The organism is Thioalkalivibrio sp. ALM2T (assembly GCF_000381505.1).
GTDB lineage: Bacteria > Pseudomonadota > Gammaproteobacteria > Ectothiorhodospirales > Ectothiorhodospiraceae > Thioalkalivibrio > Thioalkalivibrio versutus.
The window spans coordinates 155,107-167,480 of sequence record NZ_KB906556.1 but is presented as its reverse complement, the minus strand read 5'-3'; the positions used below and the strand labels follow the sequence as shown (position 1 = coordinate 167,480).

Genomic DNA, 12,374 nt, shown 5'->3' with positions numbered 1-12,374 from the left:
CCGCAGACTGGGAGGCCGGGCAGCGCGCCTCAGCGCCACTGCGGCGTGGTCTCCCAGCTCATCCATTGCTGGAAGGCCGCCATGCCGAGGTCTTCGAACAGCAACTGCAGCGCGCTGCGCCGCGGCTTGAACTCCACCATCTTCTCCACACCGATCACGTCGCGCGCCACGCTGCGGTCCGTGCCGATGCCATCGATCAGGCCGAGCTCTACCGATCGGTCGCCCGTCCAGATCAGGCCGTTGAACAGATCGTCGCGTTCGACCAGGCGATCGCCACGACCGGCACGCACCACGTCCACGAACTGCTCGTGCACGCCCTGCAGCACCCCGTCGAGGTGATTCACATGGTCATCGTCCAACGGCAGGAACGGGTCCAGGAACCCCTTGTTCTCGCCGGCGGTAAACAGACGTCGTTCCACACCGATGTTGTCGATCAGATCCACGAGCCCGAAGCTGTCCATGCGCACGCCGATCGAACCCACCATGCTGGCCTGGCTGGCATAGATCTCGTCCGCCGCTACCGCGATGTAATAGGCCGCCGAGGCGCCCACATCCCCAATGACCGCATACACGGGGATATCCGCGTGCTTCTCCTTTAGCCGCAGGATCTCGTCGTGCACGTTGGCGGCCTGCACCGGGCTTCCGCCCCCGCTGTTGATACGCAGCATTACCGCCTGGGTGCCATCCGCCTCAAAGGCCTCTTTCAGAACCTTGGAGATGTCCTCGGCATTGGCCGCCGCGCTGGAGGCAATCAACCCCTCGACTTTGACCACGGCCACGTGTTCGGTGGGCTCGCGTTCGCTCTCGAACATCCCCGAAAGGCCCAGATCGCCGCCGCGCACCAGGATCAGCAGCGCGACCAGGTAGAAGAAGAACAACAGCTTGAAGAAGATGCCCCAGCGTCGGGCCCGGCGTTGCTCGATCACCTGTGCCTGGACCAGGTTCTCCAGGGCCTCGCGTTCCCAGCCCGGTTTGTTCTCGTTCGCCCAGCCCATCGTCATTCCTTTTCTAAGTTGTACCTTCAGCCCGCCGGAACGCCTCAAGCAGCGATTCCAGATCCGGCTGCAAGGCCAGGGGGGATTCGTCACTCAGACGTTCCGGCGAATGCACCCCGTGGGTGACAGCCACGGCCGGTACTCCTGCATGCCGCGCCATTTCAAGATCATAAACGCTATCACCGACCATGCGCGTCCGGGCCGGTTCCACCCCCGCGCGCCCCATCACGGACTGGAGCATGGACGGATTCGGCTTCGACGGGTATTCGTCGCCCGTGGCGGTTGCCACGAAGTACCTGCCCAGACCGGTCGCCTCCAGGGCCTGGTCCAGTCCCCGTCGCGATTTGCTGGTCGCCACGGCTAGCAGGATCTCGCGCGTATCCAGCCAGTCGAGCAGGTCGCTCACGCCGGCGAACAGCGGGGTCTCCGGGGCATCGTCAGCCGCCAGATAGCACTCGCGATAGGTGTCGGAAAAGTGCTGCACGAAGGCATCATCGGCGTCCGGGTAGAGCTCGCGGACCGCCGCCTGAACCCCGAGCCCGATAATATTGCGCAGCGTCGCCTCGTCCCGCACCGGGACACCGGTATCCTTCGCCGCACGCTGCAGGCAGTGCACGATCCGGCGAGGCGAGTCCATCAGCGTTCCATCCCAGTCAAACACAACCAGGCGCAGGTCGCCCTCCTCCGGTGGCAGCAACGAGGCCATCATGCGTCGTCCTCGCCTCCGGCATCCAGGCTCGCGAGCACCGCGGTCAGCTCGTCCGGCAACGGGGCGGAGAAGATATGTCGCTCGCCGTCCGCCGACTGGTATGCCAGTGCCTGTGCGTGCAGGAACAGCCGTTTCAGCCCATGGCGCCGCAGGCTGCGATTGGCATCCGGCAAGCCGTAGTCGTGATCGCCCCCCACCGGATGGCCGATCGACTGGCCGTGGACGCGAATCTGGTGCGTGCGGCCGGTCCCGATCTTCACCTCCGCCAACTGGAAGGCACCGTGCACCTCCAGCGGAACAAAGACGCTCCGGGCTTCCCGTGCCCGCGGTCCGTCGCTGTCGGTCTCGCCCGCACGCATTCGGCGGCGGCCGTCTTCCTGTCGGCCACTGGCGACCGGGGCATCGCATTCGATGGTCTGTCCGCCCGCGAACTGCCCCACCAGCAGCGCCAGGTAGCGCTTCTCGACCCGCCCTTCACGCAACGCGGCATGGAACTCTTGCAGCGCCGAACGGCGCTTGGCCAGCAGCAGGCAGCCACTGGTCTCCCGATCCAGGCGGTGCCCCAGTTCCAGCTCGATATCAGGCCGTAACTGGCGCATCGCCTCGATAATGCCGAACGCCAGCCCGCTCCCGCCGTGCACCGCCAGGCCGGACGGCTTGTCCAGCACCAGCACATCGTCATCCTCGTGGATAATCGCCCGACGCAACCGATCCAGCACCTTTGGCGGGATTTCGTTGCTGGCCGCCTCCGGTCGATCCAGATCCGGCACCCGGACCTCGTTCCCGACAGCCAGGCGCTTGTGCGCCTTGGCCCGGCGCCCATCCACCCGCACGGCGCCCTGACGGACCAGGCGGTAGATCAGGTCCTTGGGTACGCCCTTCAGTTCGCGGAGCAGGAAGTTGTCGAGCCGCTGACCGTCACCACGCTCGGTGACCCGGAAGGTACGTGGGCCGGAGGGTTCGCGCGTTGCTTTCATGGCGCGGGATGCTACCGGAGCCGCGCTCACCGGGCTACTGCACCCATCCCCCTTGCGGGCGGAAAAACTTGCCCGGACGGGGGGTTATGCCCTACATTGGCCCACGGTACGTTGCTGTGCTACGCCTGCAACGCGCCTCGAATCACCCGCCGCTTCGATCCACAGGCTGAAAGCAGCCTCCGGTCGAAGGGCCATCGCCACAAAGCGACACTGTGACGCTATTTCTTCTAACCCAGTCCTGTCTCCCCGGCTACGCCTCCCGCAGGCGACTGATCCCGTGGTTGCTGGTGAACACCTGGCTGGCGCGTTGGCTTGTGCTACGCGCCGCCGCTGCGAGCACGCGTGCGCAAGCGTTGCCGTGCCGCCGCTCGATCGCCGCACCCCGGACCCCGATCTTCCCCGCCGGACGCCAGGACGCCCTACCGAGTCCAATGCATGAAACGCATCCTGATCAATGCCACGCAGCCGGAAGAGTTGCGGGTCGCCATGGTCGACGGCCAGCGGCTGTACGACCTGGATATCGAACTGCCTTCGCGCGAACGCAAAAAGGCGAACATCTACAAGGCCAAGATCACCCGCGTCGAACCGAGCCTGGAGGCCGCGTTCGTCAACTTTGGTGCTGATCGCCACGGGTTTCTCCCGTTCAAGGAAATCGCTCATTCCGCGGTTGGCGCCCCTGCCGACAGCGACAAGCCAATCCGCGACTTCCTGAAGGAAGGCACCGAACTCCTCGTCCAGGTCGAAAAGGAAGAACGCGGCAACAAAGGTGCCGCGCTGACCACCTACATCAGCCTGGCCGGCCGCTATCTGGTCCTGATGCCCAACAACCCGAAAGCCGGTGGAGTCTCGCGCCGCATCGAGGGCGAAGACCGCGCCTCCCTGCGTGACGCACTCTCCGGACTGACGATGCCGGACGGCATGGGCGTAATCGCCCGTACCGCGGGCGTCGGGCGTACCACTGAAGAGCTCCAGTGGGATCTGGATTACATGACTGCCCTGTGGGCGGCGGTCACCGAAGCGGCGGAAAAGGCCAAGACCCCGGCGCTGATCCACCAGGAAAGCAACGTCATCATCCGCGCCCTGCGCGACCACATGCGCAACGACGTCGGCGAGGTCATCATCGATGACAACGACGTTTACCAGCAGGCCGAGGAATTCGTTCGTCTGGTCATGCCCAACAGCCTGCGCAAGCTCAAGCGCTACGATGACCCGGTCCCGCTGTTCAATCGTTACCAGATCGAGAGCCAGATCGAGAGCGCATTCGACCGCGACGTCACCCTGCCCTCCGGCGGTGCGCTGGTCATCGACCACACCGAGGCCCTGATCTCCATCGACGTGAACTCTGCGCGCTCGACCAAGGGTGGCGACATCGAGGAGACCGCCTTCCACACCAACCTGGAGGCAGCGGAAGAAGTCGCGCGCCAGTTGCGCATCCGCGACCTGGGCGGCCTGATCGTGATCGATTTCATCGACATGAACGCCAACAAGCACCAGCGGGAGGTCGAAAACCGCCTGCGCGAAGCGCTGGAAATGGATCGCGCCCGGGTCCAGGTCGGGCGCATCAGCCGCTTCGGCCTGCTGGAGATGTCGCGCCAGCGCCTGCGTTCGTCACTGGGGGAATCCAGCCAGAACACCTGCCCGCGCTGCCAGGGTCACGGCCAGATCCGTAGTGTGGAGTCCCTCGCCCTGTCGATCCTGCGATTAATCGAGGAAGAGGCGATGAAGGACCGCACGGGCCTGGTGATGGGTCAGGTCCCGGTCGACGTAGGCACCTTCCTGCTGAACGAGAAGCGCGAATCGATCAACGACATCGAGGATCGCCACAAGGTCGACATCAGCATCATCCCCAACCCGCAGTACCTCACCCCACGCTTCGAGGTCCGCCGCGTGCGCGGCGACGAACGCGAAGAGACAATCAGCGATCGCGGCTCGCACGAACTGGTGGAGACCACCGAGGACGAGAGCGACCCGCATCAGGAGCGCCGCAGCAAGGTCGAAAAGCCGCTGGTCCAGGGCGTCAAGATGACCGGCCCGGCCCCGGTCAGCGACAGCGCACCCTCCGCTCCGGAGACGTCACAGCCGGTGGCGAAGCCCGGATTCTTCACGCGCATCTGGTCCTCGCTGTTCCCCAACGCGCGTCCGGCGGACGGACCGGAAGATGATCAGGAAGACAGCCGCAAGGATGGAGGTCGCGGGCGCGCCGGCGAAAGCAACCGCGGCGGCAAAGGCAGCGGCCGCGGGGGCAATCGGAAAAAGGCCGACAACGGCGGCCGCAATACCGGCGACAAGCGTGACGACGCCGACAAGGGCAAGAAGGGCGCACCCGACAAGGCGGATAGTGCCAAGGGCAATGGCACCAAGCCGGATGGTGCCAAGGGCCGTTCCCGTCGTGGCGGCAAGAAAGATGCCGATGCCGCGAAGGGCACGAGCAACGAATCGCCGAAACAAGCCGCCGAAGGCCGGACGCCTGACACCAGGGGACCCGAGAAGTCCGCAGATTCGAAACCGGCCGAGAAGCCGACACGGGACAAGGACGAGGCCGCCACTAGCGAGGCCGCGGACACTCCTGCGGGTAACGGACCGGAGAAGTCGGACGAGGATGACGGCAGCAAGGGGCGCAGCACCCGGTCCCGCCGTTCCCGTCGCGGTGGCCGGCGTCGTGGCGGTCGTGGACGTTCTGGCGAAAACGCCGGCGAAGCCGGCAACGACAGTGCGCAGAACACCGCAAACGAGGGTTCCGCTCCGGAATCCGGCAGTGATACGGCCGCCGCGGACTCAGTCGCATCGGCCGACACCGGAAAAACGCACGCTGAGCCGCCCAAAGAAGTTCAGAATCCCGAGTCCTCGGCCCCAACCAGGGACGGTGGCGAGAGTACCCCGCCACCGGAAAAGGCCAGCCCCGACGATGGCGCCCCCAAGGACGCCGCACCCGCCAAGGGGCGTAGCCGCGGTGGTCGCGGCCGCAAGCCGGCCCCGGCCTCCGCAGATACCTCCACCGGCGAAGTGACTCCGGGCTCCAGCGAGCCGAACACCCCGACGGAAGGCCAGCCGGCCGTTTCCGATTCCCGGGAACCGTCCCCAAAAGCCGAGGCGGCTGCGAAGCAGGACACGGCGGACGCCACAGGCCAAAGCGACAAGGCCCCGGCCAAGCGCCCGGCCCGGGCCAAGAAGGCCGCAGCCGATGCCGGGGATGCCGCGAGCAAGACCGACGCGGCCTCGACGGACCAGCCGGACACCGCTCCCAAGCCAAGAACCCGGCGGCCAAAGGCGACCAAGGCGGAGACCACCCCCACCGATGAAGGGGCCGCTGCTTCAAGGCCGGACGAAGTGAAAGCAGAAAAGCCTGCGGAGGCGAAAGACGACAAACCTGCCGCGCCCAAGCCCACTGCCGAGCCAGCGGAACCGGCCGCCGAAAGTCCGAGCCGCAAAGGCGACGACTGACAGGACGAGGTCCCTCGTCCAACCAAAAAGGGCCCGCCTATAGGCGGGCCCTTTGCCGTTCTGGCCTCGGGATTCCGAATGGATGATATTCCAGAAGGGTCAGACCGATGCCTTTGACTCGGTTTGAACGCGACCCTGCGCCAGTCGACTCCGGCAGCGACTCCTGCGCTCGGTCCGCCACGCGTCCGGAAGTGCTGTCAGGAGGCCTTCAACGTGTGGCGCTCGCGGATATGTTCCAGCAAACCATCGGCTGCCGCTTCCACCAGGTCCATGACGTGCACGAAGCCTTCGTCCCCGCCGTAGTACGGGTCCGGGACTTCGTGTTCGTCGAACTGTGGCGCAAAATCCAGAAACCGCAGCAACTCCGCCCGCGCATCTGCCGGACGGATGCGCTCGGCATTGCGGTAGTTCGCGTCGTCCATGGTCAGGATGTAATCGAACTCCAGGAAATCCTCGGGCTCCAGCCGGCGCGCGCGCAGATGTTCCAGATCGTAGCCGCGCGAGCGCGCCTCCTGGCGGGCCCGGCTATCCGCCTTCGCCCCCACGTGATACCCGGCGGTTCCGGCCGAATCGACCTCGATGGCCTCGCTCAGTCCGTGTTCACGCACCCGCGCCTCGAACACCCCATGGGCCATCGGCGAGCGACAGATATTACCCAGGCAAACCATCAGTACACGTATCTTCGACATCGCTCCACAGTCCGAATCGCGAAAGGCATCAGGATAACAAACCGGGCAACCTGGGCGGGCCGTTTCATTCCGCGCCCCCCGGTATGCCATGCTGAGGCTTTGCATCACGAGATCCATTGATGGTCGACCTTGGCGGTCCGCGCATTCCCGGCTGGACACCCCCTGGCAATGTGGCCAGTGGGGCGGGCACCGGAGCGCGGCAATCCCTCCAGAGCGGAACGCGCATCGAGGTTCGTGTTCTGGAAGTCCTAGCCGATCGCGGGGTGCGGCTGCGTCTCGAACCCTCCCCGGGCCGCGGCGGCGCACCGACCGCAGCACGCCCCTCCGCCCCCGCACCGGTGGTAACCGCCCAGCTGACCGGCGCATTGCCCACGGCCTTGTTGAACCGACCCGGCTCGGGCGCTTCCGGCACCGCCATGCTGGCCGAGATCACCCGCACCGAGCCACGCCTGGAGGTCCGCCTGCTCCCCCTGACCATGGATCGTGCCGCACCCCGCCCCGCCAGTAGCGGCTCAGTGCCCAACCCGGCCCAGCAATGGCTGGGACAAGAACTGCGCCAGCAGCTCCCCGGGGCACGCCCGCTGGGGCCGGCTCTGCACGGCCTGCTGACACCGGCCACCGGCGCGCCAGCCACCGGCGCCATCCCCGGGGCCCAGGCGCCGCCCGCACTGCAACGGATCCTGGAGCTCCTGCCCACCCCGGGCCAACTGGCACAGCCCGAGAGCCTGCGCCAGCACATCCAGCAATCGGGACTCTGGATGGAGGCCATGCTGGGGCATGCCGGACGCAGTCAGGGCCCGATGCATCCATTTGCGGCTGATCTCAAGGCCCAGCTGCTGCGTGCCGCCGACCAAGTTCGCCAAGGGGCGGATGCCCGCCCTGCAGCGCAGGCATCCCCCGCCACCGCCTCGGCTCCCCCTGCCATGGCCGCACTGTCCGGCCTTCTGGAGGGGCTCCTGAAACGTGTCACGTCCCTGCAGCTGCAGTCGCTGCAATCCTTCGCAAGTGACGAACCCGGCAACAGTCGTTGGTTTTTCGAATTGCCGCTGCGCAGCGAGCAGGGCATCCACGGCGTCTTCGGCGAGATCCACCGCGAAGGCGGAAATGATGACGAAGCCGAACCGCCCTGGTCCATCGTGCTAACACTGGATATCGGTGACCTCGGCCCGACACGGATCGCCCTGGCCTCGCGCAAGGGAGGCGTCAGCGTGCATTTCACCGCCCTCGAAGCCGGGACCGTCACGCGGCTGCGCAGCGAAATGGCCTATCTCCGCGATCGGCTGGGCGAGCGCGACCTGAGTGTGACGGGGCTGTCGGTGCGTCAGGGCGAGGTTGATACTGACCCGCGCCCCGCGAGTTCGCATCGCATGCTGGACGAACAGGCCTGAACCGATGGCACGCAAGGATCATGGGGACGACCGGGGCCAGTCAACTGCGAAGGCGGTCGCACTGGAATGGGATCGTCGACAGGCCCCGCGGATTACCGCCAGCGGCTCGGGTCTGACGGCCGAGGCCATCCTGCGCATTGCCGAGGAACATGGAATCCCGCTACATCAGGACCCGGCCCTGAGCGAGGCGCTTGCGCAGGTCCCCGTCGGCAGCGAGATCCCGGAAGAGCTCTACGTCGCGGTCGCGGAGATCCTGGCCTTTGTGTTCCTGCTGGCAGGGATTACACCCGACGACCGGGCCAGCGGGTACCAGGATCCCTCGCGCCGCTCCAATCCGGACCGCGAGGGTCCGGACCGGGGCTCATGATCGGCCGGCGAACCCGGTACCGCCGGCATTCCCGGAGCCGTGCAGGCTGAACAACAAATCGAGTTCGGTGGAAGTGAGGCCGCAACGCCGACGTACCTCTTCACGACCCAGACCCTGCTGGATCAGCAGAATCGCCTGCTCGTAGGCACCGCTGTCGCCTTCGCGGGCGCGCAGCTCGCTGTGCTGGTCATGCAGGCGCTCCAGGGCACGCTGTACCGAGGCCTGTGCCTGCCCATGGGTCGCGACTCCCTCGGACAGGGCCTTCATCGCCCCTTGCAGGGCCATCACCGAGGTGGCCTGGCGCTGATAATCCTGGCGCAGGGCCGCCAACTGCCGACGCAACAGAATCACGAGCCCCACGGCAAATCCGGCGACGATGGTCGCCAGCAACGCAATCAACGCGGCGAGCCAGATCAGCATTCCCTCTCCCATTGCCTGCACTCTCCTGAAACCCAGGGCATGCCGATTGTCGCGTGATTCATGAGGGCGTGACCAGCCATGGCGAAAAAATCGGACACGGAACCGCGCCCGGACCGAGTTCGTGCCGGTCCCCGGGACGTTCAGGCGTAGTCGTCGATCAGGCCGCGCCGCTGGCGACGTTCTTCCTTGCGCGGCGGACGCTGCTGGGTTGGACGCACTGCGGGACGAAACACCGGATCGCGGTCATGGTCGTCGCTCAAACTGCGCCCGGGAACGGTGGTATGGACCGGTCGAACAGTCCGGTCCGGCTGGAGTTCGTCGACCATGGCTCACCTCCCGGCTTGCGCCTCATGGTCCTCGTCTGTTGACTGTAGACCCGATGTGCGCGGCTACAGTTCGCGCAACTGCGCCCACTCGTCGTCCGATAGCAGCCTGTTGAGGTCCACCAGGATGGTTAGGCCCTCCTCGGTGCTGGTCACGCCCTGGATAAAGCGGCTGCTGTCATCGTTACCCACCTCGGGCGCCGGCTCGACCGAATCCGGGGAGATCCGCACGACCTCCGAAACGGAATCCACCAGAATCCCCACGTTCTGGTTGTCTACATCGATGATCACGATGCGCGAGGCCTCATCCGATTCGCGATCATCCAGCCCCATACGCCGCCGGGCGTCGATCACCGTAACGACATTGCCACGCAGGTTGATGATCCCGAGGATGTAGTCCGGCACACCCGGTACCGGGGCGATCTCGGTAACCTTGAGGACCTCCTGAACCTGCAGAACGTCGATCGCATAGGTTTCCTCCGCGAGACTGAAAGTCACATACGGAGCGGTGTCGGCCTTGGTCATGGCTTCTACGTCTTGTGCGCTGCTCATGTCATCCTCGATATTCCGTGCCGGCGGGGGCCGCCCTGTAGAGTCGTCTTGACCGGGTTATCGGCCGATTACCGCCATGCTTGAATGGCACCGGCAGGGATCAGTCCCAGCCACCCTCGTCGAGAGTGCGGTCCAGCGCCTCCAGGTCCAGCAACGTCGCCATCTTCTCGCGTTCCACGCCGGCCAGCCAGGGCAGGCGTCGGCGGTGGCTGCGCCAGCGCAACGACTCCGGATGGATCACCCGGGTGCCGTGAATCGCGCGGCAGGCCAGCGCGAACCGCGAACCCGCGAGGAACACCACCTGCCGGGCCGTATCCGGCTCGTAATCACGATCTTCCGGTGTCACCACTGCGGCCAGGTCAATCAGCTGCACCCGCCCCTGCTTGGTATCCGCCAATCCAAGGTACCAGACCGAATGATTCGGGGTGGGCCGCACTTCCAGGCTGTCCAGCGGCGCCACCCCGCCCAGCGCATGCAGCGGCGCCAGCAGGGTCAGGTTGCCGGCCTCGATCACGAGGGCCGAAAACGGCTGTTCGGGCCGCGCATACTCGCGCTCCGCCGGATCGGCCGGTGGGGCTGGTGGGGTCGAGGCCACTACCGGCGCCGGGACGTCCACCGCATCCGCTTCACGGACCGGGGCTTCCAACTCCACTGCGGGCGCAGCTTCTTCTACCGGCGCCCGTGGCTCCAGGATATCCGGTCTCAGAAGCGGGCGAACGGGCTCCGGCTCGTCCAGCAGGCTGCCGAAGTAGTCATCCAGCGCCTCCGGCTCGGCCTTCAGGGCCAGATTGTCGACTATGGAACGTTTCATCCGCGTCGCCTCCGTTCATGGGGTTCGGACAGCCGACCACCAATGGCCTCCAGCAGATCCGAGTAGGCAAGCACGCCCCGGGCGTCCGGGATCATGAAACACAGCGGCTGCCCGGCACTGGAGGCATCACGGAATTTCGTGTCCACCGGGATTACGCCCGGCCAGACGTCGTCACCGTACAAACGGCGCAGTTCCGACAGGGCCTCGTGCGCCGCGCGCGTTCGACGGTCGAACAGGGTCGGAATAATTCGGTACGCCAACTCGGACTTGCGCGATTTCTGTACCATTTTCAGGGTATTGATCATTCGTTCCAGCCCCTTCAGGGCGAGGAACTCGGTCTGCACCGGAACCAGCAGTTCGTCACAGGCGGCCAGGGCATTGACCATCAACACTCCGAGCATCGGAGGGCAATCCAGCAGCACGTAGTCGTACTGCCCCGAGATCTTCTCCAGCGCGTGACGCAGCACCAGCCCCATGCCACTGCGGGTGCCCAGCTGGCGATCCAGCGTCGCCAGCGCAGTACTCGCGGTCAGTAGGTCCAGCCCCGGGAACCGGGTCTCGCGGATCAGGCCATTCGGGTCTGGATCCGCCCCCTCGGCACACTGGCTGAAAAGCTCGTACACCCCGCGCGTGGCGGTCTCCGGATCATGGCCGAAATACGCTGTCAGCGATCCGTGCGGGTCCACATCCACCAGCAGGACGCGTTGCTCCGGGCCCGACAGCAGGCCGCCCAGCGTCACCGTGGTGGTGGTCTTGCCCACACCGCCCTTTTGGTTCGCAACCGCCCAGACCTTCATGGTGTGTCTCCATCCGTCGGGAGCGGTGCGGGCGGAAGATCCTCGCGCAGGCGCTCCGGTTCCTGCGCGCCCTCGGCACGCGGACGCCCCCCGGGCAATACCACAATGGACACGCGCCGGTTCTCGGCTCGCCCCTCCGCGGTGTCGTTGCTGGCCGTCGGCCGGTGCTCGCCATAGCCAAGGGCGACCAGATTCTCCGGATCGACCCCGACCTCCTCGAACACGCTGACCACCGCGGCCGCCCGTCCGGACGACAGCTCCCAGTTCGACGGATAGATTGCGGTCTGGATGGGCACATTGTCCGTGTGTCCCTCCACATGAACGCGGGAGACACGGGGCGCCAGAATCCCGCCAACCTCTTGCAGAAGCCCCTCCGCCTGGGGGTTCAGGGTCGCCGCCCCGGACGCAAACAGCAGACGGCTGGTGATCTCGATCTCCAGCCAATAGGCCTCGCGCGTCACGCGCAGGTCGCCATCCTCGATCCATTGCGCCATCGCCTGTTCGATCTCGCGCGCGGTATCCGCCAGTTCGTCCAGGAACGCCTGCATCCCAGCGTCGTCCGGGCCCTCGTCAAGCATCCCGCTCAAAGCCATGTCGATGGGCTGCGGACCGTCTTCCACCAGACCCGGCTGGACCTCGATAGGCACCAGGGCTCGCAGATCCTGCGGTGTACGTTCCCGGGCCACGGTGGGATCCCCGACCTGAATCGGGTCGGCCTGCATCGGTGCGCGGAAGGCGTCCACCAGCGACTCGGACAGTACCCGGTACTTGCCGTCGTCCACCGAGGAGATGGCGTACATCACCACGAAAAACGCCAGCAGCAGTGTGACCAGGTCCCCATAGGGGATGGCCCATGCCTCGTGATTCTGATGTTCTTCCGCCCGTTTGCGTCGTGCCATGGTGAC

Annotated in this window: 13 protein-coding genes; 3 read left to right on the top strand and 10 right to left on the bottom strand. The window is 66.0% G+C overall.

Going from position 1 to position 12,374, the window contains the following annotated elements; translation table 11 throughout:
• Positions 1 to 29: 29 nt before the first annotated feature.
• Genes F816_RS0100735 through F816_RS0100725 form a run of 3 tightly spaced genes read right to left on the bottom strand, consistent with a single transcriptional unit; the run spans position 30 to position 2,681 of the window.
• Complete coding sequence (locus F816_RS0100735; RefSeq protein WP_019593113.1) at positions 30 to 995, bottom strand: S49 family peptidase; 966 nt, start codon at positions 993 to 995, stop codon at positions 30 to 32.
• A 13-nt stretch (positions 996 to 1,008) separates the two neighbouring features.
• Positions 1,009 to 1,704, bottom strand: coding sequence for an HAD family hydrolase (locus tag F816_RS0100730; RefSeq protein ID WP_019593112.1), 696 nt, complete (start codon positions 1,702 to 1,704; stop codon positions 1,009 to 1,011).
• Positions 1,701 to 2,681: an RluA family pseudouridine synthase gene (locus tag F816_RS0100725; protein WP_019593111.1), complete on the bottom strand. Its 981-nt coding sequence runs from the start codon at positions 2,679 to 2,681 to the stop codon at positions 1,701 to 1,703. Before F816_RS0100725 ends, F816_RS0100730 begins: the two co-directional genes overlap by 4 nt.
• Before the next feature lie 435 nt (positions 2,682 to 3,116).
• Between F816_RS0100725 and F816_RS0100720 the strand changes: the two genes are divergently transcribed.
• Positions 3,117 to 6,122 (top strand): Rne/Rng family ribonuclease, encoded by a 3,006-nt coding sequence (locus tag F816_RS0100720; RefSeq protein ID WP_019593110.1) that lies wholly within the window; start codon positions 3,117 to 3,119, stop codon positions 6,120 to 6,122.
• 197 nt (positions 6,123 to 6,319) lie between these two features.
• Here the strand turns inward: F816_RS0100720 and F816_RS0100715 are convergent, their stop codons facing one another.
• Entirely contained in the window at positions 6,320 to 6,811 is a 492-nt protein-coding gene (locus F816_RS0100715) for a low molecular weight protein-tyrosine-phosphatase (protein WP_026333070.1), read from the bottom strand.
• 119 nt (positions 6,812 to 6,930) lie between these two features.
• Here F816_RS0100715 and F816_RS0100710 point away from each other — a divergent pair, with 119 nt between their 5' ends.
• Positions 6,931 to 8,199 carry a flagellar hook-length control protein FliK gene (locus tag F816_RS0100710; protein ID WP_019593108.1) on the top strand — a complete coding sequence of 423 codons (1,269 nt, stop codon included), beginning with the start codon at positions 6,931 to 6,933 and terminating at the stop codon, positions 8,197 to 8,199.
• 4 nt (positions 8,200 to 8,203) lie between these two features.
• Complete coding sequence (locus tag F816_RS0100705) at positions 8,204 to 8,566, top strand: EscU/YscU/HrcU family type III secretion system export apparatus switch protein (RefSeq protein ID WP_019593107.1); 363 nt, start codon at positions 8,204 to 8,206, stop codon at positions 8,564 to 8,566.
• Here F816_RS0100705 and F816_RS0100700 read toward each other — a convergent pair.
• From F816_RS0100700 to motD, 6 genes are all read right to left on the bottom strand, one after another.
• The gene (locus tag F816_RS0100700) at positions 8,561 to 8,986 is read right to left on the bottom strand and encodes a DUF2802 domain-containing protein (RefSeq protein ID WP_018145731.1); all 426 of its coding nucleotides are present in this window, start codon (positions 8,984 to 8,986) and stop codon (positions 8,561 to 8,563) included. The genes F816_RS0100705 and F816_RS0100700 overlap by 6 nt on opposite strands.
• A gap of 140 nt (positions 8,987 to 9,126) precedes the next feature.
• Complete coding sequence (locus tag F816_RS0100695) at positions 9,127 to 9,312, bottom strand: hypothetical protein (RefSeq protein ID WP_018169737.1); 186 nt, start codon at positions 9,310 to 9,312, stop codon at positions 9,127 to 9,129.
• A 63-nt stretch (positions 9,313 to 9,375) separates the two neighbouring features.
• Positions 9,376 to 9,834 carry a chemotaxis protein CheW gene (locus F816_RS0100690; RefSeq protein WP_018145733.1) on the bottom strand — a complete coding sequence of 153 codons (459 nt, stop codon included), beginning with the start codon at positions 9,832 to 9,834 and terminating at the stop codon, positions 9,376 to 9,378.
• A gap of 127 nt (positions 9,835 to 9,961) precedes the next feature.
• Entirely contained in the window at positions 9,962 to 10,672 is a 711-nt protein-coding gene (locus F816_RS0100685; RefSeq protein ID WP_019593106.1) for a chemotaxis protein CheW, read from the bottom strand.
• A complete protein-coding gene (locus F816_RS0100680) occupies positions 10,669 to 11,469 on the bottom strand; it encodes a ParA family protein (RefSeq protein WP_018169735.1) in 801 nt (266 codons plus the stop codon). Before F816_RS0100680 ends, F816_RS0100685 begins: the two co-directional genes overlap by 4 nt.
• Positions 11,466 to 12,368, bottom strand: coding sequence for a flagellar motor protein MotD (motD, locus tag F816_RS0100675; protein ID WP_019593105.1), 903 nt, complete (start codon positions 12,366 to 12,368; stop codon positions 11,466 to 11,468). Before motD ends, F816_RS0100680 begins: the two co-directional genes overlap by 4 nt.
• Positions 12,369 to 12,374: the final 6 nt, after the last annotated feature.

Excerpts from the sequence above, each read along its gene's own strand:
- F816_RS0100735 (WP_019593113.1), bottom strand. The coding sequence starts at position 995 with ATGGGCTGGGCGAACGAGAACAAACCGGGCTGGGAACGCGAGGCCCTG.
- F816_RS0100730 (WP_019593112.1), bottom strand. The coding sequence starts at position 1,704 with ATGATGGCCTCGTTGCTGCCACCGGAGGAGGGCGACCTGCGCCTGGTT.
- F816_RS0100725 (WP_019593111.1), bottom strand. The coding sequence starts at position 2,681 with ATGAAAGCAACGCGCGAACCCTCCGGCCCACGTACCTTCCGGGTCACC.
- F816_RS0100720 (WP_019593110.1), top strand. The coding sequence starts at position 3,117 with ATGAAACGCATCCTGATCAATGCCACGCAGCCGGAAGAGTTGCGGGTC.
- F816_RS0100715 (WP_026333070.1), bottom strand. The coding sequence starts at position 6,811 with ATGTCGAAGATACGTGTACTGATGGTTTGCCTGGGTAATATCTGTCGC.
- F816_RS0100710 (WP_019593108.1), top strand. The coding sequence starts at position 6,931 with ATGGTCGACCTTGGCGGTCCGCGCATTCCCGGCTGGACACCCCCTGGC.
- F816_RS0100705 (WP_019593107.1), top strand. The coding sequence starts at position 8,204 with ATGGCACGCAAGGATCATGGGGACGACCGGGGCCAGTCAACTGCGAAG.
- F816_RS0100700 (WP_018145731.1), bottom strand. The coding sequence starts at position 8,986 with ATGCTGATCTGGCTCGCCGCGTTGATTGCGTTGCTGGCGACCATCGTC.
- F816_RS0100695 (WP_018169737.1), bottom strand. The coding sequence starts at position 9,312 with ATGGTCGACGAACTCCAGCCGGACCGGACTGTTCGACCGGTCCATACC.
- F816_RS0100690 (WP_018145733.1), bottom strand. The coding sequence starts at position 9,834 with ATGACCAAGGCCGACACCGCTCCGTATGTGACTTTCAGTCTCGCGGAG.
- F816_RS0100685 (WP_019593106.1), bottom strand. The coding sequence starts at position 10,672 with ATGAAACGTTCCATAGTCGACAATCTGGCCCTGAAGGCCGAGCCGGAG.
- F816_RS0100680 (WP_018169735.1), bottom strand. The coding sequence starts at position 11,469 with ATGAAGGTCTGGGCGGTTGCGAACCAAAAGGGCGGTGTGGGCAAGACC.
- motD (WP_019593105.1), bottom strand. The coding sequence starts at position 12,368 with ATGGCACGACGCAAACGGGCGGAAGAACATCAGAATCACGAGGCATGG.